This window comes from Terriglobia bacterium, assembly GCA_020073085.1.
In the GTDB taxonomy this organism is placed as follows: domain Bacteria; phylum Acidobacteriota; class Terriglobia; order JAIQFV01; family JAIQFV01; genus JAIQFV01.
Genome location: JAIQFV010000023.1, coordinates 43042 through 62577, shown reverse-complemented (window position 1 = coordinate 62577; position 19536 = coordinate 43042). Strand labels below are relative to the sequence as shown.

At 56.3% G+C, this 19536-nt stretch carries 13 protein-coding genes; 7 read left to right on the top strand and 6 right to left on the bottom strand.

All coding sequences use genetic code 11. The features are described 5' to 3' along the window. Positions 1 to 157: 157 nt before the first annotated feature. From LAO21_18640 to LAO21_18615, 6 genes are all read left to right on the top strand, one after another. Positions 158 to 1462: a thymidine phosphorylase gene (locus LAO21_18640; protein MBZ5554740.1), complete on the top strand. Its 1305-nt coding sequence runs from the start codon at positions 158 to 160 to the stop codon at positions 1460 to 1462. 18 nt (positions 1463 to 1480) lie between these two features. Beyond that, positions 1481 to 2752 (top strand): NupC/NupG family nucleoside CNT transporter, encoded by a 1272-nt coding sequence (locus tag LAO21_18635; GenBank protein ID MBZ5554739.1) that lies wholly within the window; start codon positions 1481 to 1483, stop codon positions 2750 to 2752. 27 nt (positions 2753 to 2779) lie between these two features. After that, positions 2780 to 3622 carry a purine-nucleoside phosphorylase gene (locus tag LAO21_18630; GenBank protein ID MBZ5554738.1) on the top strand — a complete coding sequence of 281 codons (843 nt, stop codon included), beginning with the start codon at positions 2780 to 2782 and terminating at the stop codon, positions 3620 to 3622. After that, the gene (locus LAO21_18625) at positions 3619 to 4032 is read left to right on the top strand and encodes a cytidine deaminase (protein ID MBZ5554737.1); all 414 of its coding nucleotides are present in this window, start codon (positions 3619 to 3621) and stop codon (positions 4030 to 4032) included. The genes LAO21_18630 and LAO21_18625 overlap by 4 nt, the downstream gene beginning before the upstream one ends. Positions 4033 to 4160: 128 nt before the next feature. Beyond that, positions 4161 to 5450, top strand: a complete 1290-nt coding sequence (locus LAO21_18620; protein ID MBZ5554736.1) for an amidohydrolase — start codon at positions 4161 to 4163, stop codon at positions 5448 to 5450. A gap of 63 nt (positions 5451 to 5513) precedes the next feature. After that, positions 5514 to 6689 carry a phosphopentomutase gene (locus LAO21_18615; GenBank protein MBZ5554735.1) on the top strand — a complete coding sequence of 392 codons (1176 nt, stop codon included), beginning with the start codon at positions 5514 to 5516 and terminating at the stop codon, positions 6687 to 6689. Positions 6690 to 7025: 336 nt separating this feature from the next. Here the strand turns inward: LAO21_18615 and xerD are convergent, their stop codons facing one another. The 3 genes from xerD to murJ all read right to left on the bottom strand — a co-directional run bounded on the left by xerD (position 7026) and on the right by murJ (position 9691). Further along, on the bottom strand, positions 7026 to 7916 hold the full coding sequence (gene xerD, locus LAO21_18610) for a site-specific tyrosine recombinase XerD (GenBank protein MBZ5554734.1): 891 nt from the start codon (positions 7914 to 7916) through the stop codon (positions 7026 to 7028). A 159-nt stretch (positions 7917 to 8075) separates the two neighbouring features. Beyond that, positions 8076 to 8666 (bottom strand): hypothetical protein, encoded by a 591-nt coding sequence (locus LAO21_18605; protein MBZ5554733.1) that lies wholly within the window; start codon positions 8664 to 8666, stop codon positions 8076 to 8078. After that, entirely contained in the window at positions 8663 to 9691 is a 1029-nt protein-coding gene (murJ, locus tag LAO21_18600; GenBank protein MBZ5554732.1) for a murein biosynthesis integral membrane protein MurJ, read from the bottom strand. The genes LAO21_18605 and murJ overlap by 4 nt, the downstream gene beginning before the upstream one ends. 122 nt (positions 9692 to 9813) lie before the next feature. Here murJ and lpxD point away from each other — a divergent pair, with 122 nt between their 5' ends. Beyond that, positions 9814 to 10857 carry a UDP-3-O-(3-hydroxymyristoyl)glucosamine N-acyltransferase gene (gene lpxD, locus LAO21_18595; GenBank protein MBZ5554731.1) on the top strand — a complete coding sequence of 348 codons (1044 nt, stop codon included), beginning with the start codon at positions 9814 to 9816 and terminating at the stop codon, positions 10855 to 10857. A gap of 977 nt (positions 10858 to 11834) precedes the next feature. Here the strand turns inward: lpxD and LAO21_18590 are convergent. From LAO21_18590 to LAO21_18580, 3 genes are all read right to left on the bottom strand, one after another. After that, positions 11835 to 14255: a VWA domain-containing protein gene (locus LAO21_18590; GenBank protein MBZ5554730.1), complete on the bottom strand. Its 2421-nt coding sequence runs from the start codon at positions 14253 to 14255 to the stop codon at positions 11835 to 11837. A gap of 56 nt (positions 14256 to 14311) precedes the next feature. Beyond that, positions 14312 to 16030 (bottom strand): VWA domain-containing protein, encoded by a 1719-nt coding sequence (locus tag LAO21_18585; protein MBZ5554729.1) that lies wholly within the window; start codon positions 16028 to 16030, stop codon positions 14312 to 14314. 228 nt (positions 16031 to 16258) lie between these two features. Further along, positions 16259 to 19327: a TonB-dependent receptor gene (locus tag LAO21_18580; protein MBZ5554728.1), complete on the bottom strand. Its 3069-nt coding sequence runs from the start codon at positions 19325 to 19327 to the stop codon at positions 16259 to 16261. Between the last annotated feature and the right edge of the window lie 209 nt (positions 19328 to 19536).

The window sequence follows — 19536 nt, the reverse complement described above, 5'->3', positions numbered from 1 at the left end:
AACGGGCCGGAGCGGGGGGTTGAAACAGCGGGGTCGATCGGCTTCGCCGGCCCCGGGGATTGCGGGGAAGATGTCGAGAAGCGCTTGACATTGGGTATCAGTTCGAATAGTCTGAGCGCTCTTTACGGATGAATTGAACGGGACTTCCGCCTGCCCCATGCGAGCTGTCGATATAATCCGAAAAAAGCGTGACCACGAGATCCTCTCCGAAAGCGAAATCTCATTTTTTGTCTCCAACTACACGAAGGAAATCATCCCTGATTATCAGGCGTCCGCCCTGTTGATGGCGATGTTCCTCAACGGCTGCAACGTGGAGGAAACCGTCGCCCTGACTCACGCCATGATCCAGTCCGGCGCCACCATGGATTTGTCCGATCTGCCGGGCCCGAAAGTGGATAAACATTCCACCGGGGGGGTGGGCGATAAGACGTCCTTTATTCTGGCCGCCCTGGCGGCCGCGGGGGGAGTGTATGTGCCCATGATCTCGGGCCGGGGATTGGGGCACACCGGGGGGACTCTCGATAAGCTGGAGTCAATTCCGGGATTCAACGTCAACCTGTCGCTCTCCCAGTTCAAATCGATGCTGAAGGAGGTCCGTTGCGGTTTGATCGGGCAAACGAAAGATATCGCTCCCGCGGACAAGAAGTTGTACGCCCTCCGGGATGTGACCTCAACCGTGGAAAGCTATCCCCTGATCTCCGCCTCCATCATGAGCAAAAAGCTGGCGGAGGGAATTGACGGCCTGGTGCTCGATGTCAAGACCGGGGTGGGGGCCTTCATGAAGACGCTGGAGGACTCCCGGCGGCTGGCCCAAACGATGATCGAGATCGGAAAAGGGATGGGAAAGCGGGTGGTGGCCCTCATTACCGACATGAATCAACCCCTTGGGAATAAAGTCGGGAATTCACTCGAAATCATCGAGGCGGTGGAAACCCTGAAGGGCAAGGGGCCGGAAGACCTGACCTTCCTGTCGGTGGAACTCGCGGCCCATATGCTCATGCTGGGGGAGCCGGCGCGGACCCTGGACGACTCCCGGCAGAAAATCTTGTCCCTGCTGAAAAGCGGGGCGGGGCTGGAGACCTTCCGGAAGATCATTCAACTTCAGGGGGGCAACCCGCGCGTCGTGGACGATTACAGCTTGCTTCCCACAGCCCAGAAACGATTCCGATTCTCTTCCATTTCTTCCGGGTACGTCGAGGGAATCCACGCCGAGAGAATGGGCATCGCGGCGATGCTGCTGGGGGCGGGACGGGAGCGCCTGGACTCCAAGATCGACCATGCCGTCGGTTTTGAGCTTCATAAGAAAGTCGGAGATCCGGTGAAGGCGGGGGATCCCCTCTGCACCGTTCTCTACAATGATGAGTCTCGATTGGCGGCGGCCCTCGAACTGCTCAACTCGGCCTACTTGATCTCTCCCACTGCCGACAAAGCTCCACCTCTCATTTACGAAGTCCTGGAATAAAATTTCGGAGGCGCCTCGATGCATCATTTCACTGGGCTCGTGGGATTGGTGACGATCCCCCTGCTGGTTTACCTGCTCTCGACCAATCGCAAGGCCATCCGCTGGAAGACGGTGGGGTGGGGGCTTGGTCTGCAGATCACCTTCGCTTTAATCGTTCTTAAATGGACCCCCGGTGTTTATTTATTCAAGAGGCTCGGCGACGCCATCAATAAGCTGCTCTCGTATTCGCAATTTGGGTCGAATTTTGTTTTTGGACCCCTCGGCTCCCGGGCCGCGATGATCCATTTCATCGAGGCCGTCGTGGGCCATCCCCTCCAGGAAGGCGACCCGGCCCTGAATTTTGTGAGTATTTTTGCGCTCCAGGTCCTGCCCACCATCATCTTCATCGCGGCCCTGTTTGCCATCCTCTATTACCTGGGCGTCATGCAGGTCATCGTCCGCATTTTTGCCAAGGTCATGACGTGGTTGATGGGCGCCAGCGGCGCGGAATCCTTGAATGTGGCCGCCTCGATCTTCATGGGACAGACCGAAGCGCCCCTGACGATCCGGCCATATCTGAATGATATGACGGAGTCCGAATTGATGTGTGTTATGACCTCGGGCATGGCCCATATTTCAGGCGGGATCATGGCGGCCTACATCGCTTTCGGGGCCCGCGCCGAAAACCTGTTGACGGCGGTCATCATGACAGCCCCGGGGACCATCATGATGGCCAAGATGCTCGTTCCGGAAACCGGGGAGCCCAAGACCGCGGGAAAGGTAAAACTGGAAGTGGAGAGGACGGACGTGAACATCCTGGATGCCGCTTCGCGCGGCACCGGTGAGGGGCTCAGCCTGGCCCTTAACGTGGCCGCCATGTTGATTTCGTTCATCGCCCTCATCTACCTTATGAATGGCCTGCTGGGATTGGTTCCGTTTCGCGGTCACCCGCTGAGCATGGAGAGAATCTTCGGTGCAGTGTTTGCCCCGGTGGCCTGGGCGTTGGGGATTCCGTGGAAGGATTGCGTGAATGTAGGAAATCTGTTGGGGACCCGACTCGTGTTGAATGAATTCATTGCCTACAGCGGTTTGGGCGCCCAACGGGCCGTTCTCGACCCGCGCTCGTTCACCATCGCGACCTTTGCCCTGTGCGGATTTGCCAACTTTTCGTCGATTGGAATTCAGATCGGCGGCATCGGGGCCCTGGCCCCCAGCCGCCGGCATGACCTGGCGCGTCTTGGACTGAAGGCGGTGCTCGCCGGGACGCTGGCTAATTTCTTGACAGCCTCCATCGCCGGGATTCTCCTGTAGAATTATTGAAAGGATGAGTACGTCCTAATGAGCGAATTTGACAAGGTGCAGACCGCCGTTGAGTTTTTGCGGCACCGGTCCGAGTTGCAGCCCAGGATTGCCGTCGTGCTAGGGTCAGGGCTGGGGGCCTTTGCGGATCAGGTCGCGAACCGCCAGGTGGTTCCTTACCAGGAGATTCCGCACTTTCCGAGATCGACCGTGCAGGGTCACTCCGGCAACCTGGTCCTGGGGGAAATTGGAAAGATACCCATTGCGGTTATGCAGGGAAGGGTCCACTTCTACGAAGGTTATTCGATGCAGGAAGTCACCTTTCCCACAAAGGTGCTGGCCCGAATGGGGGTCAAGCGCCTGATTCTCACCAATGCCGCCGGGGGGATCAGCAAGAGGTTCAGGCCCGGACGTCTGATGATCATCGAAGATCACCTCAACCTGCAGTCCACGAACCCATTGATGGGTCCCAACGAAGACCGGTTTGGTTTGCGGTTCTTTGACATGTCGGACGCATATGACCGGGAGATGCGGAAAGTGGCCTCGGCCGCGGCACGCAAGCTCACCTTGTCGGTCCACCGAGGGATTTACGCAGGCCTCACTGGACCGAGTTATGAAACTCCGGCGGAGATCCGGATGCTCCGGGCCTTAGGCGCCGACGCGGTGGGAATGTCCACTGTCCCGGAAGTGATTGTGGCCAATCACATGGGGGTAAAGTGTCTCGGAATCTCCTGCATCACGAACATGGCGGCAGGCGTGAGCAAGCAAAAGGTCAATCATGAGGAAGTGATGCTCACAGGCGAGCGGGTCAAGGGCGATTTCATTCGATTGCTGCGAGCGATTATCCCTCGCCTGCACGAGCTGGATTCACACCACCAATGAGAAAACCAATTCCCGTTAAGCAACTCGTCGAAATAGCCCGGAAGGCGCGGGAGCGGGCGCATGCCCCCTTTTCCCGATTCAAGGTGGGGGCGGCGCTTGTGGCCGGGGACGGGCGCGTTTTTACCGGCTGCAACGTTGAAAATGCGACTTACGGGCTGACGATTTGTGCCGAACGCGTGGCCATCTTCAAGGCCGTCTCAGAGGGAGCCGATCGATTCCAGCAAATCGCGGTTGTCACCGCGACGAAGCATTTGACCCCGCCTTGCGGGGCGTGTCGCCAGATCATCTGGGAATTTTGCGGCGATATCCCCGTAGTCCTTTCCAACCTGGAGGGGAAGACCGAACAATTCCGAATGTCGAAATTGTTCCCGCGACCCTTCGATCAAAGTTTTCTGAAGAAAAAGAAATAGCAGGCCAAGTTATGATTATGCGGGCCCCACGATTGTTATGGTTTCTCGTCATCCTGCTGGTGCTGTCTTCGACACTTTTGGGTCAGAAAACGGTCGACCTCGTAATTTCCGGCGGGACGGTCCTGACTATGAACGCGTCCCGGGAGATTGTCGAGGACGGATACGTGGCGATCGCAAAGGACCGGATCGTTGCGGTCGGGCCACGGTCGCAGCTGGAAAAAGAATACCGCTCACTCCGTACAATCCAGGCTTCGGGCCAGTTAGTGATGCCCGGCCTGATCAATACCCACACACACGTGCCGATGTCTTTGTTACGGGGCATCGCCGACGATCTGCCACTGAAAGAGTGGCTGGAGAAATTCATCTTCCCGGCAGAAGCGAAGAACGTGACCCCGGAGTTCGTCTATTGGGGTTCGCTGCTGGGGGACATGGAGATGATCCAGTCGGGCGTCACCACGTTCGCCGATATGTACTATTTTGAGGATCAGGTGGCGCGGGCGACCAAGCAGGCGGGGCTTCGGGCCGTGCTCGGGGAGACCTGGCTCGATTTCCCGGCTCCCGACAATAAGAGCTTCGATGCCATGGTCAGCTACACGGCCCAGTTCTTGAAACAATACCAGAAGGATTCTCTGATCACCCCCGCCGTGGCTCCTCACGCGCCCTTTACGGTGTCACCGGCGCATCTCATGGCCGCGAAGGAATTGGCGGACCAGTATCATGCCCCGATCTTGATCCACGTCGCCGAGACCAAGACCGAGGACGAGGACATCAAGGCGCGGTACCATGCCAGCCCGGTCCAGCATCTCAAGAACATCGGATTCCTGGAGGATTCCGTCGTGGCCGCCCATTGCGTGTGGGTGGACGATCAGGATATCGCGACCTTGAAAGCGTTCAAGGTCGGATGCGCCCATAACCCGTCCAGCAATATGATGCTGGCCAGCGGTGTGGCGCCGGTCATGAAGATGATTCAGGCGGGACTGGATGTGGGTCTGGGGACCGACGGACCGGCGGGGAGCAACAATGATTTCAACCTGTTCGAAGAGATCGACCTTGCCTCCAAGCTGCAGAAAATCTCCCTGATGGATCCGAAGGCGCTTCCGGCGCGTCAGTCGGTCGAGATGGCCACCCTCGGCGGGGCTCGAGTCTTAAACATGGAGAAGGAGATCGGATCGCTCGAAGCTGGAAAGAAGGCCGATGTGATTGTCATCGACCTGAACCGCGCCAATGCTGTTCCGCTGTACGACTTTTACGCGGGACTCGCGTATTCCATCAAGGCTTGCGATGTGGATACCTCGATCATTGACGGGCGGATTGTCATGCGGCACCGGCGCGTTCTCACACTGAGTGAAGACCAGATTTTCCAGAAGGCCCGGGAGTTCCGTGCTAAGATTTTGGCCAGCTTGAAAGCAACCAATTAGGACGAATCCGGTCGCCCCGGGAAGGGCATCGGGAAGACTCAACACAGGGACCATTCATCCGGCATGTCACCCTTCAAACGAATTCTCACCATCGTGCTCGACAGTGTCGGCATCGGCGCTATGCCGGATGCTGCCGACTGGGGGGATGCCGGGACCGATACGCTCGGCCACGTTTGTCAATCCCGCCCGCTGACGTTGCCGAATCTGGGTCGATTGGGGCTGGGCGCCATCCGCCCCCTGCCGAATGTCTCCCCGAATGGCCCTCCCATTGGCGCTTATGGGAAGATGGCCCTTGCTTCGAAAGGGAAGGATACGACCGCCGGGCACTGGGAAATGGCCGGCATTTTGACCGAGGTTGCATTCCCGACCTATCCGCACGGGTTTCCACCCTACCTCATTGAGGCTTTCGAAAAGGCCATTGGACGAAAAACCCTTGGGAATATCCCTGCCTCCGGCACTGAAATCATCAAGGATCTCGGCGAAGAGCATCTGCGTACCGGGTCTCCGATTGTGTACACATCGGGAGACAGCGTCTTTCAGATTGCGACCCACGAAGAGATCATCCCGGTCGCGGAGCTTTACCACATGTGCGAGATCGCCCGGAAACTGCTCGTTGGAAAGGATCGCGTCGCGCGCGTCATCGCCCGGCCGTTTATCGGAAAGCCGGGTAGTTTCACCCGCACCGAGCGGCGGCATGATTATGCGATCGATCCGCCCAGGCCGATGCTGCTGGATTTGATGGCTGAAAAGGGACGAACGGTTTATGCCGTGGGGAAGATCTTCGACATTTATAGCGGACGCGGGATCTCCGAACACGTCAAAATGAAAAACAATGCGGAGGGGATGGAACGCACGATCGAAGCCACCCGGTCAATGACGGTCGACATGATCTTTACCAACCTTGTGGATTTCGACATGCTGTTCGGCCACCGCCGCGACGTCGCCGGCTATGCCAATGCGCTGGAAGAGTTTGACCGGCAGTTAGGGCTATTGCTGGAGGTGATGCGGTCCGATGATCTGTTGATGATTACCGCCGACCATGGCTGTGATCCGACCTATATGAAGACCACCGACCACACCCGTGAATATGTTCCGCTGCTCGCCTATTCGAAGACGTCCCGGGGGAATCTCAATCTGGGGACCCGCTCCTCGCTCTCCGACCTGGGCCAGACCGTGGCCGAGAACTTCGATTTTACTCTTTCCCGGGGGACCAGCTTTCTGCAATTGCTATTGTCCTGAAACCTTACCCGAACAAGCCGGGACCAATGACAGATTTCATTAGGAGGCCAAGAAACACGACACTAGGGAGTCGATGGGAAGTCCTCCCCAGCAGGAACATCAAATTTAGTTCGGATTGAAGGTTTTTATTCTCCTGTATTCCTGGCCTCCTAATGGTGAACTCTTTATTGCGCCACTCCGCACGAATTCTGTTAAAGAGCTAGTAATTATTTCCCCAAGTATGGGCGTGGGCGCACCGCTGTCCGCCCCTGCGGTTCGATCCGACTTCTGACCTCTAACTTCCGCCTTCGCTCTCCTATCACCTACCACCTATTACCTACCACCTACCTCCGCCCCTCACGCCCTTGGATGATGCTTCTGATAGATCTCTCTCAAGCGGGTGTTGATCACATGAGTGTAGATCTGGGTCGTGGATATATCGGCGTGGCCCAGCATGGTCTGGACTGAGCGCAGGTCGGCACCTCGCTCCAGCAGATGGGTGGCGAAGGAATGGCGCAGCAGGTGTGGGGTCAGCTTAGTCTTCAATCCGGCTTTGCGCCCATAGTTGGAAATGATGATCCAGAAGGACTGCCGGGTCATGCGGTCACCGCGATGGGTGACGAACAGGAAGTCGCACCGGCGCGGCTTCAGGAGTTCCTCGCGTGCCTTGGCAATGTATCGTTCGATACATGCAGCCGCCGACTTGCCCAGGGGGACAATCCGTTCTTTATCTCCTTTTCCAAGGCACTGGACGTAGCCCGGGTCCAGATGGAGATTGGTAAACTTCAAGCTGACCAGCTCGGTGACCCGCAAACCCGTCGCATAGAGAAGCTCAAGCATCGCCTTGTCGCGCAATCCGATAGGTGTTTCCAGGTCAGGAGCATTCAAAAGCTGTTCGACTTCGGCGATGGAGAGGTATTTGGGCAGTTTCTTCCAGAGTTTCGGCGATTCCACCTGAGCGGTGGGGTTGCTCTGTACAATTCCATCCAGTTCCAAGAACTTGAAGAAGTTTCGAAGTGCAGTCAGCGCGCGTGCGACAGACCGGCTATTCAACCCCCGCTGGTAAAGCCACTGGAGAAACTCCACCACCTCCTTGCGAGATACCGACTCCAGGGACGGATTCTCCTTCCGGTCCGCAAAAAATCTTTTCCAAAGGGCAAGATCTCGCCCGTATGCCTCCAGGGTGTTACTCGCCAGGCCCTTTTCAACGCGAATATAGTTGAGATAGGCATCAATGTGCCGCTGCATGAGAGAAGAGTAGAACGAATGAACTGAAAACGGAAAAGAAAAAATTCAGGAGGGGGGATCAGCGTTGCAGGAAGAGATCTCTTTGCGGGGTGCGCCCATGGAGTCCACCGCGAAAAGGCAGACGACGCTGCATTCTTCTGCCCGTTGCAAAGATGGTTCTTATTCTTTGACCTTGCGTCGCGTTGCGATACCCCAGACTTCTTCGAGTTCAGGACAACGCATGATCATGGCCAGACCAAAGTAGGCCGCGGTCCCGAGGCCCAGGGTGATGGTGAACGCCACGACCTGCTTGGCAAAGTGCTGGCCGGTGTACCAGCCCGGAATCCGAATGACATACCAGCAGACCAGCCCCATGGCCAGCGAGGAGAGGGCGGCCTTGAAGACTGAGATCAAGACCTCGCGGGTCACAAAGCGTCCGTGGTTCTTTTGGAAAACATAAACGAGGATGGAAAGATTGATGTAAGCAGCGAGCGAGGTAGAGAGGGCCAGACCGCCGTTCTGAAGCGAGGGGATATGGAAGGTATTGGCAATTCCCGCAAAGAAACCGAAAACATGCCTCAAAGACCCTTCCACGTGTTCAGGGCGGCTGACTAGAAAGTTTGAAATGAGATTGAAACTCAAGGCGGTGGCGGCAATCTTAACTGGGGTCTTGGTGTCGTGCAGGGAGTAGAAGGCAGGGACGACGACTTTGATCAAAGCGAATGCGCAGAGGCCAAAGGCAAAAAACATCAGGGGGGGCGCCGTGATCATCGTCGATTGCGCATTGAATTCAATCCCACCGTCGAGGGAATGGCAATGAAAGAGACAATGCGCAGGGAGAAGGCGAGTGTCTTCCGCATGTCGGCAATCTGATTTTCCGCCGCTTGTTGAGAGAGCATGGGCAGAATGACCGTCGCCACGGAAATGGCATACCCGCCTAGAATCAGTTCCATCACGCGGTCCGCTACATACAGCGAAGCCTGAGCGCCGGCAAAGAGGTACGAAGCAAACTGCGTATCAATGATGAGTCCCAACTGCGCCACCCCGACTCCAAAGAACACCGGAAACATCAGCCGGGCTACCTTCCGAATGGAGGGATGGGTCAGCGACACTCCAAAATGGAACGTCATCCCGTGCTTCCGCAGTTGCGGTATCTGGATGAGCAGTTGCAGCAGCCCCCCCAGAACGACCCCTATGGCAAGCGACACCGCAGGTTCCTGAAATCGAAAGGCAAAGAATGAAAGGGTGATGATGGAGATATTCAGGGCAATGGGAGTCGCGGCAGGAACGGCAAAGCTATGGAACGAGTTCAGGATGGCGGAGGCCAGCGCCGCCAGTCCGATGAAGAACACATAGGGAAAGATGATGCGATTGAGATAAACGGTCAGGTCATAACTGGGCTTATGCCTGAACCCTGAAGCCACGAGATCGATGAAAAATGGTGAAAAAATGACCCCGACCACGGCCAGACCCGTCAACACGAACGCCATGGTCCAAAAGAACTTGTTGGCAAATTCCCAGACCTTTTCCCGGCCTTCCTCTTTGAGCAGGTGAGTAAACACGGGAATGAACGAGGCGGTCATGGCCCCCTCGGCGACCAGGCGGCGAAGGAGGTTGGGAATACGATAAGCGACCGTATAAGCATCACTTGCAGGAAGGGTCCCCAGGAGAAACGTGATCCTCTGATCGCGGACGTAACCCAGGATACGGCTCACCAGGGTGATCGAAGTAATGATTCCGGCGTGCTTCAGGATATGCAGCTTGTTCTGCTGGGTCTGGGATGGCGGCTCGTGCATTGGAGAATTGTTCGGCATGAAAAACCCGCGTATACTAGCATACGCCGAAGTTAACTGGCAATCGGACCCACCTGCGAATTTACGCTGGAGTTCACCTCGTTGTTATCCATGGAGACGGATGAATGCGCCTTGGAGAGATTGCAAAACGGTTGAACTGCCGCCTGGAGGGGGACAGCGGCATCGAAATTCGCCGGGTGCTTGGGATTGAAACCGCCGGCGAAGGAGATTTGACCTTCATTTCGAATCCCAAGTACGTGGCGGCCGCAAAAACCACCCGCGCCTCCGCCCTCATTGTCTCGGAGGATTTCGCCCCTTTGCCCCAGGCAACGTTGCGCTGCGAAAATCCCTATCTGACCTTCGCCAAAGCTATCGAGTTATTCTACTCCCCTCCGCAATACTCCCCGGGCATTCACACCACCGCCTGCATCGACCCGACGTCCCGCATCGGAGCACGCGCCCATGTGGGTCCCTATGTGGTGATACACGAAGATGTAGTGATCGGCAATGATGCCGTCCTGGTGGGGCCGGCTACGATTTACCGAGGAGTGCGGATTGGCGATCATTTCTTCGCGCATGCGAATGTGGTGGTCCGCGAATACTGTCTTCTGGGGAACAACGTCATCCTTCAGAATGGTGTCGTCGTGGGAGGGGACGGCTTCGGGTTTGCCAAGCAATCGGATGGAAGCTATTACAAGATGGTGCAGTCGGGAATTGTAATCCTTGAAGATGATGTCGAAATCGGCGCCAATTCGACGATTGATCGCGGAACGATCGGAGAGACCCGGGTCAAGAAAGGCGCAAAGATCGACAACCTGGTGCAGGTGGGACATGCCTCCACGGTGGGGGAGAATTCGCTGCTTTGCGCGCAGGTGGGATTGGCGGGCAGCACCGTGGTGGGGAAGGACGTTGTGTTAACAGGTCAAGTGGGCGTGGCGGGACACCTCACCATCGGGGATGGCGTCGTGGTCACGGCCCAGTCCGGGATTCCGCGCGATGTGCCCGCCGGGCAGGTGATTTCAGGGTCTCCTGCCATAGAGAATTATCAATGGCTCAAGGCGACCGCCGTTTTCGCAAAATTGCCGGAGCTTCAGAAAAGCGTTCGAGAGTTGGCGCGGCGGCTCGACGCCCTGTCGGAGCAGATGAAAGAGCGCCCGGAAAAGGAATAAACCTCAAATTGTAGTAACGAATTCATTCGTTCCTACGAGCGTAGCACCTGAGGGACGTTCAGGGGGTGGCAATTGACGAGTTGGAGCAACGAATGAATTCGTTACTACGCTGAGCAGGCAGGTTCCTCTCAGGCACAAAACAACGCCTCCCGCATGCGCTCTGCGGAAGGCGTTTCGACTTCAGTACGTGGACCCCCGCTATTTCTCGGCCACACTCTCTTGAGCGGCCTCTACATCCAATTGGTCGCGCAAGTAATAAACCTCAAATTGTAGTAACGAATTCATTCGTTCCTACGAGCGTAGCTCCTGAGGGACGTTCAGGGGGGGGCAATTGACGAGTTGGAGCAACGAATGAATTCGTTACTACGCTGAGCAGGCAGGTTCCTCTCAGGCGCAAAAAAACGCCTCCCGCATGCGCTCTGCGGAAGGCGTTTCAACTTCAGGACGTGGACCCCAGCCATTTCTTGGCCACACTCTCTTGGGCGGCCTCGACATCCAATTGGTCGCGCAAGTAATGAACCTCAAATTGTAGTAACGAATTCATTCGTTCCTACGAGCGTAGCTCCTGAGGGACGTTCAGGGGGTGGCAATTGACGAGTTGGAGCAACGAATGAATTCGTTCCTACGCTGAGCAGGCAGGTTCCTCTCAGGCGCAAAAAAAAACGCCTCCCGCATGCGCTCTGCGGAAGGCGTTTCGACTTCAGTACGTAGACCCCAGCTATTTCTTGGCCACACTCTCTTGAGCGGCCTCTACATCCAATTGGTCGCGCAAGTAATGAACTTCAAATTGTAGTAACGAATTCATTCGTTCCTACGAGCGCAGCTCCTGAGGGACGTTCAGGGGGTGGCAATTGACGAATTTGAGCAACGAATGAATTCGTTCCTACGCTGAGCAGGCAGGTTCCTCTCAGGCACAAAAAAACGCCTCCCGCATGCGCTCTGCGGAAGGCGTTTCGACTTCAGTACGTGGACCCCAGCTATTTCTTGGCCACACTCTCTTGGGCGGCCTCGACATCAAATTGGTCGCGCAAGTAATGCGTGACATTGGTCAGCCCGTCACGGACCATGACCTGGATGGTGTAGTGCCCGGGAGTCAAGTCCTTGAGAGGTACCCACATCCCCACCGGAAGCACGCCGTTTTCGATGGCGGGAAGCTGAGTGATGCTGGACAGAGGCATCTGAAAGACCAGCTTGTCGTTGGAGATCAGCGAATAACTCAACAGCAAGGACGGTTTCTTCTGATTCGGATCGACTGTCAGATTGTAAAGACTGAAATAGATGCACACCGCCGTGCCCGCATAGAACCTCTTGTCGACGGATTGGTACACCTTCATTCCATTGGATATGAGGGGGTTCTTATCGTCGAGCAGTTCCGATTCGAGGCTGCTGATCAACCCGGAAAGCGGCCGGACCTCGCTGCTTAGGACGAGGCTGCTCGTAGTAAACTGACCGCCGGCGTAAGGCGGGATTTCGACAGGCTGTTCGACCGTGCCCACCAGGTCCCCCTCATCATGTACAGCCACCTTCAGCCGGTACTTACCGGGGGGCAGGCGAAAGTAATTGGGGAATGTGACGGTCGCATTTTCGGGCAGTTTCTTCCATTGATCGTTCTCCATCCTCAGATTCATGGTGTCGCTGAACCGGGCCGCCTTCGTCCCGTCTTCGCGAAGCGCCACCCCCAGAATGTCGATCGCATCACTGCGCAGACCCTTGTCTTTTTTCATCCTCAACTTGGAAATGGGGAGACGCACGCTCACCGGGGCGCGAGCCTGGCTGGGACCCTCATAGAAGTAGTCGGAGACGAGTTGCACCGGAAGGGCGGTCAAGGGGCTGCTTTCCTCGATGGCCTTATTCAAAGGCTTTTCTGCCGGTGTTCCGGCCAGCGCGTCCTGGGATTTCTTGTCAAAATAACCTTTTCGGTACTTGATGTTGAAGCCCTTCTTCACCATTTCCACTTTGATCGCTCGGAATTTCCCGTCGTGCACCTGGTTATTCGATTCATATCCGAGTGAATAGAAGTTTCTCATCTCGGATTTGATTTCCTGAAGGCCGCGATTAAAATCGTTTGAATTCCGGATGTAAAACCCACCGGTTTCTGTGGCCATGCTGAGCAACACATCCTTGAGGTCGCTCAAAGTCATCTGGTCGAGTCTTCGGTCCAGCGGATTTCGATTTCCGAACGGGTTATTGCTATTGGGGTCCATGGGGTCATTGCCCGGGAAGTTGCCGGTATTCCCCCTGGGGTTGCCCGTGTTGCTTCCCGGGAACCCGCCGGGATTGCCGCCTGGAAAGCCGCCCGGATTACCTCCTGGGGCTCCTCCGCCGGGTGCTCCTCCGGGCGCTCCACCGCCCGGCCGGCCGCTGCCCCCCCCGGGGGCTCCTCCACCGCCTCGAGGGGATCCCTGGAAGGAATTCACGAAAGAACCGAGAGCCGGCGTGGAGGTTGAGGAATTGGAACTCATACGGCGCGGGTTCGGGGTGTTGGGGGTGGGCATGTCCACACTCAAGCCCTTCGCATCGATGGTGTACACCGTCACGTTGGCCTTGTTGGCAGCATCAATGGCCGCGATCAGGTCCACATGATTGTCCGCGGAGAGGGAAATCCCTCCCGAAAACACAATCAAGGATTTCCGGCCTTTGATGGGACGCATTGAATTGAACAATCCCCGCATCGCAATCATGAGATTGCGCGCGTCGAACTGAGCGCCCAGGGATCGGAGGCTCTGCTGCGCGCGATCAAAGGGCGTGTTGGACGGGGCATTGGCGCCGGTATCCGTTTTATCAATGGACTCCCCAGTCACGAGGACGCCCAATGCCCGGGCGAGACGCGTTTTATTGCCGGAGAAATTCTGAACAATCTGCATGGAATTTCGATAGTTGGCAATGGCGACCAGGTCCCCGGTGCGTAGATTTTCGTCGATGAACTTCGCGGCAGCATGGCGAGAACGCTCCTGGCTGCTGGGATCCATCGACGTGTTGTCAAACAGGAACAGGATATAGTTTTGCCGTTCGCCGCCGAGGGGGCGATCCGTGGTGATGGAAGCCAGTTCTCCAGTGGGTTCCTCTTCACTGAGATATTCGAAGTTGGTGAGATTTTGCGCCACGCCGTCTTCGAGGAGCTTGAAATCCCCCTTGGCCAGTCCTTTCACCGGCTTTCCTTTCTTGTCGGTGACCACCACGTCGACCGTAACGACGGGAACTTCAATGCGAATCACATTCTGATTGGAAAGGGAGGGCTGATTGTTTGTCTGCGGAGCTGGAGCCGAGGGGGCCGCAGGGGCGGTCTGCGGGGAAGGGGCCTGGGGCGCTGAGGCCTTGAGGGCCGCGCCCGCACCAATGAATCCCCCCATGACGAAAAGGCACAGGGCCGACCAAATGAGCCAATTCTTGATTCTCATGAATTTCTCTCCCTTTGTCGGCGAGCCGTCCGGAACATTCTGGCAACCCACCGGGTTCAGTTCATGATCTCAATCGTTTTAGTGGCGCTACCCAGCTTTGTCTCCCCGGCCTCGCGCACGACGGTCTTGAGTCTGTAACTGCCGGGTTCCAATCGAAAACTCGCCTGTGCGAGCAGCCCTTCTTCCATGACGTTCCGGTAACTCGGATCCGTGAGGTTGAAATCGATCCGCGTTTCCCGGCCTTCGACGTAGTGGTCATTGGAGTCATAGACCACCGTGACAATCGTAAAGATATTGCGGTTGCGGTTCTCGCGCTTTTGAAAGCGAATCTTTCGGACGTCAATCCGCGTTTGGATGGAGACCAGGGTATGAACGGGATCCGGATGAGTGACGTTGAATCCGACGGTCACCGGGATCTCTTTCAGATCTTCGGCGGTCCGCAGCGCCTCCCGGATATCTTCGTTCTTGGCCACCTCAAAGGCTTCTTCTCCCTTGGGGGCAAAGTAACCTTTGCGCGCGGACACAGTGACACCGGGCTGATTCACTTTGACCACGATCTTGCGGAAGGTCCCATCACGTTTTGGGTTGGTGGAGTAATAACCCAACAGGTAACTCACCTGGGTTCGAGAGATCGCCGCCTTCATTTGCCCCAACAAATCATTGCTGTTGTGGAAAAAGGTGCCCCCGGTGTCAGCGGCCAGGGCATTGAGAGCGTCCTCCTTGGCGTACCGCTCGTCGGAATCCAGTCGGGACCGCATAATAGCGGCTTGGGGGGAAATGGGAAGGGAACTGGAAGCGTCGCCTCCCGGGGGGGTTGCCACCAGACCCTTGGCATCGATTGAATCGATGATGGTATTGGCGCGGATCGCGGCGTCGATGACGTCCTGGAGTTGCGAGACAATCTCCCGGGTCAGTAATCCCCCTGAGAGGAACACCACCAGCTTGGGGCCTTCGATGGCGCGCAGCCGTCGCGCCAGCGCCTGAAGGGCGTACAAGGTGCGACGGGAGTCCTCGACGATTTCTGCATTCCTCGACCGGGCGGCGGCCTTCACCATATTGGCTGCGATGTCGGCGGCATTCGGTAGACCCTCCAGGTTGGCACAATGAATGGTGTCATTCACCGCCACGTCAAAAGCTTCGCCCGCATGTTCCTCCTGCGCGCTGATCAGCGTGACCTGGTAATCCGTCAGGGGAGGGCAGTCGGAGGTTTGACGATGCATTGTCTCAATAGGAGAGACATTCTTCAGGTTGGCCACCACGTAATCCCGGTACTTGGTAAACTCGGTGGAATTCTTGCCGGAGGCGGTGATCAGGGCCACCAGGTCCGTCGGAGTGAGCCCGCTCTCAATGAACTTCTCGCCCGCTTTTTTCAACTGGGCCAGGGTCTCGAAATTCAAGTGATAGTCATCCACGAAGAGGATGACTTTGCGCGAGAGAAGATTGATGGCATCGGCCGCAGCGGGGCTCTCACTTGAGGCGGGGCCGGCGACCACAGCGCCGGGCGCTGCTTGCACGCGAAAAACAGTAATCGTTTGAGGGACGCCTTCCTCCAGGACTTGGAAGTCGTTCTGAGTGAGACTGGTGACCGGGTTTCCTTTCTTGTCGGTCACCGCGGCATTGACCGACACCAGGTCTACAGCGACCTTGAACTTGCCAACTGCGTCCGGGGTGTCGGTCGCAGGCTTTGTCTTTTTACTGGCGGCAAAAGAATTCGTGAGGAGGAAAATCAGCCCGCAAGCCAGGGCTCGTAGGAGTGTGGCACTGCTTCTGTTCATTGATGCCTGTGCCATGTCGAAACCTGTTGTGAGCGATTCCAGAGGGTAGAACCGCATTCTAAGCTGGCCCCGATGAAAATGCAATCTGAACCGTCATCCGCGATGGATAAATTCGCCGGATCGCAGGACCACCCTTGAGAAGACCTGGAATGCCGTTCTCGAAACAAAAAAGCAGGAAGGGACTTGCTACCCTTCCTGCCCAAAATGTAGTAACGAATGAATTCGTTACTACCAGATGAACTTCAACCCCAGCTGGAATTCACGCGGTCCGTTGAAGAAGCTGGTGTCCGCGGTCGGAGCCAGGAAAGTAGACGAGGCACTGGGGTTGCTCAAGGTGACGACCGCATTGCCCCCTGTAACCTTCGTGCTTGCATTAAACAGGTTGCCCAGGAAGCCGGTGTAGTTCACCCGGTTGAAAAGGTTGAACCCTTCCCAAATGAACTGGAAGTGGGCCTTCTCACCGACCCTGAAATTACGAGTGAACCGCATATCCAGCGCAGCGAAACCCGGCGTCGTGAAGGATCCAGGCGCCAAAAAGGGCACCCTGAAGCTTCCGTTGCTTCCGTTCGTCGCACCCAGGCCGACGCTTCCGCCACTGAAATTCGGAGTGAACGCCTTGCCATCTGAAAGAGTCAAGACCCCGCTGAACTGCCAATCGTTGAACAATGCATGCGCAAAGGCATTGTCCGTATATCGACTCACGGAGGGTGACAAGAGGAAGTTCGTTACCCACCGCTTACGGGCGTCAAATTGCGAAAGGCCCTTCTCCAAACTCCGATTGTTCTGGTCGAAGGCCGAGGGAAACGTGGGAATGAAGGTTGATGAGGTTTGCCCTGTGTCGATGGCCTTGGAGAGTGTGAAATTGGATTGGACCTGGACCCCATGGCTAAACCGCTTGTTCAAGGAGAAGACGAATCCGTGGTAGGTCGAATTGGCGACACTCTGGGCCGCAATCACAGCCCCGACTGCCGTATTGGGTCGTGCCCCACTATAGAACGGAAACGCTCCCGCGGGGGTCCCATTGGGAAGAATGTAGGTTACGGTTCCCGTCTGGGGGGGAAGGTTAAGGTCTGAGGTCGCAAAAAGGTGGAGCCCGCGACTGAACAGGTACGATCCGGAAATCGTCAAGCCGTTCCCCAACTCACGCTCGATAGCCAGATCAGCGGAGTGGATCACAGGTTCCACAAAATTCGGATCAAAGAGCGTGATGGCGCCAGGAACTCCTCCCGCGGTCGTCAGGATGTTCGGGAAAACGGGAGCGAGCGGTAAATCGGTCGCCCGGGTCGGGTTCAAAGAGAGGCTGGTCTGAATCATTCCATTTCCGGTTATGGAACTTGACACATAGCTGCTTGAGGTCACACCGTAATAGATGCCATACCCGCCGCGAAGAACTGTCTTGTGGTTTCCAAACACATCCCAAGAGAAGCCAATCCGGGGGGACCAATTGTTCGTGTCCTGGTTGATTTGGCCTGTTAGCGGAACTGCTGGGTTGGCGGCTCCTGGCTGGGGCAGATGCTGAAATTCATATCGAATTCCGAGGTACAGCGTGAGACTCGGGCGGACTCGCCAATTGTCCTGGAAATAGAAGTTCCAGTTGGTTGTGGCAAAACTGGACCGGCCCGCTTGGCCCGTCAGGTCAAACGCTTGAACGAACGAAGAGTAATGCTTTCCAGTGGTCGCCCCTGAGGCGAGAGGTACACAACCGGTGGCCTGAGGCGGGCAGTCTGCTGCCAGGGCATTCAATTGACTGCTTCCCCCGTTGAATGAAAATGCGTTTCCATAGGTGTAGACGCCACCCCCGCTGAACAGGTTGATGAGCAATTCGTTGTAATGCACGATGTCCATGCCCGCCTTGAAGGAATGGTTTCCATGGACAAAAGAGTAGTTGTCGGCAAACTGGAATTTCTTTTCATCCGGGAAAGCCGCCCGAGGCAGGAAATTGGGCTGACCAAAACTAATGCCGTTGGTAAAGGAAACACTGGGTCCCGGCGCATTGGGAAACTCGAATTCAAAATCACGGCCAAACTGGAACCTGAATTCGTTGACCTTGCTGCCGGACAACACCGAAGTCAGCCGGGTGGTCAGGAGATCGGTCCGCACATCATCGCTGCCATTCGCGGAGGGTGAGACGGTGACCGTCGCGGCTGTCTGAATGCCGTTGGGGGAGTGCCACTTGTGATAATTGTACTCGCCCGTCAGGGTGTTGTTCTGGTTGATGATCCAGTCCATTTTGACTAGAAAAATATAGTTATTCCCCTGGCGCGGGAAGGTGCCGACCTGGCTATTGAGGAATGCCAGTGTTGCGGCGCACCCGGGCACGGTGCAGGCCTGTGATGCCAGAGGAACATTCGGGAGCGTCGTGATAGGGAAGTTGCGGAGTTGCTCGTCATAGTTTCCGAAGACGAAAAGCTTGTCCTTGACGAGGGGACCGCCCACGGCGCCTCCGAACTGCTGGCGTCTTTCATCGGGTTGGGGTTTGCCTTGGGCCTTGATGAAAGGGTCCATGGCAATGAAGGCCTTCGTTCGCAAGAAGTAGAAGCCTTCTCCGTGGAACTGGTTGGTGCCGGATTTTGTGACGGCATTGACTGTCCCGCCCGCGGCACGGCCAAATTCTGCCGAATAATTGCTCAACCCCACCTGAAATTCCTTGATGGTAGCCTGACTGATGGCATAGGGCGTTCGGGTGCGGCCATTGGCTTCCGAGAAAAAGGCCTGGTTGTCGTCCGCCCCATCAATGGAGTTGTTGTTATAAAGTCCCGATATCCCGCGATAGCTGACCAAGCCGAAGGTCCCATCCGGAATCGTGCCGGGTGTTAAAAGGACGAAATTAGACCATCGGCGGCCATTCACCGGAAGGTCCTCAATGGCGCGTTCGCCCACGGAGCCCCCGACGGCGATTTTTTCGGCGTCAGTCAGCGGAGCTTCCGCTGTGACCTCGACCGTTTGCTGGGTCCCGGCGACCCCCATTTTCAAATCGCCAGAGGTTAAGGTTCCAACGAACACCGTCACCTTCTCAAGCTTCGCGGTCGCAAAGCCGGATTGGCTCGCGGTGATGGAGTACTCGCCGGAAGTAAGAATATCCGCGCGATAATGACCCGAGGCGTCGGTCGTCATCTCCCGCGTCGCATTGGTTCCCAGGTTTTGAATCACAATCTTGACGCCCGGAATCACAGCACCGGACGAGTCGGTTACGGTTCCTTCAATCGATCCCGTACCCTGGCCTTGCGCCCAGAGGCAAGCTGCCACGATACTGCACAGCATAAAAAACATAACACGAAGCATGGTGCTTTTTTTCATTGAGCAACTCCTTTTTGTTGGAATTGGCGGATTGGTTGGTTTTGGCAGATCATAAAACCGACGACCACTTCCTGAGCCCAGGGCAGAAGAGAATCCCCTCTCTAAACCATCAATCATAATGGTCGGCTTGGTCAGATGAGTTCCGGGTATGAAAAATCTTAAACGTAAGCTGCGACATCTACTGGAATTTCATGCAAGTACTCAGCCAA

What these genes read in the sequence shown, in the direction of transcription:
- LAO21_18640 (MBZ5554740.1), top strand. Translation starts at nt 158, where the DNA reads ATGCGAGCTGTCGATATAATCCGAAAAAAGCGTGACCACGAGATCCTC.
- LAO21_18635 (MBZ5554739.1), top strand. Translation starts at nt 1,481, where the DNA reads ATGCATCATTTCACTGGGCTCGTGGGATTGGTGACGATCCCCCTGCTG.
- LAO21_18630 (MBZ5554738.1), top strand. Translation starts at nt 2,780, where the DNA reads ATGAGCGAATTTGACAAGGTGCAGACCGCCGTTGAGTTTTTGCGGCAC.
- LAO21_18625 (MBZ5554737.1), top strand. Translation starts at nt 3,619, where the DNA reads ATGAGAAAACCAATTCCCGTTAAGCAACTCGTCGAAATAGCCCGGAAG.
- LAO21_18620 (MBZ5554736.1), top strand. Translation starts at nt 4,161, where the DNA reads ATGAACGCGTCCCGGGAGATTGTCGAGGACGGATACGTGGCGATCGCA.
- LAO21_18615 (MBZ5554735.1), top strand. Translation starts at nt 5,514, where the DNA reads ATGTCACCCTTCAAACGAATTCTCACCATCGTGCTCGACAGTGTCGGC.
- xerD (MBZ5554734.1), bottom strand. Translation starts at nt 7,916, where the DNA reads ATGCAGCGGCACATTGATGCCTATCTCAACTATATTCGCGTTGAAAAG.
- LAO21_18605 (MBZ5554733.1), bottom strand. Translation starts at nt 8,666, where the DNA reads ATGATCACGGCGCCCCCCCTGATGTTTTTTGCCTTTGGCCTCTGCGCA.
- murJ (MBZ5554732.1), bottom strand. Translation starts at nt 9,691, where the DNA reads ATGCACGAGCCGCCATCCCAGACCCAGCAGAACAAGCTGCATATCCTG.
- lpxD (MBZ5554731.1), top strand. Translation starts at nt 9,814, where the DNA reads ATGCGCCTTGGAGAGATTGCAAAACGGTTGAACTGCCGCCTGGAGGGG.
- LAO21_18590 (MBZ5554730.1), bottom strand. Translation starts at nt 14,255, where the DNA reads ATGAGAATCAAGAATTGGCTCATTTGGTCGGCCCTGTGCCTTTTCGTC.
- LAO21_18585 (MBZ5554729.1), bottom strand. Translation starts at nt 16,030, where the DNA reads ATGAACAGAAGCAGTGCCACACTCCTACGAGCCCTGGCTTGCGGGCTG.
- LAO21_18580 (MBZ5554728.1), bottom strand. Translation starts at nt 19,327, where the DNA reads ATGAAAAAAAGCACCATGCTTCGTGTTATGTTTTTTATGCTGTGCAGT.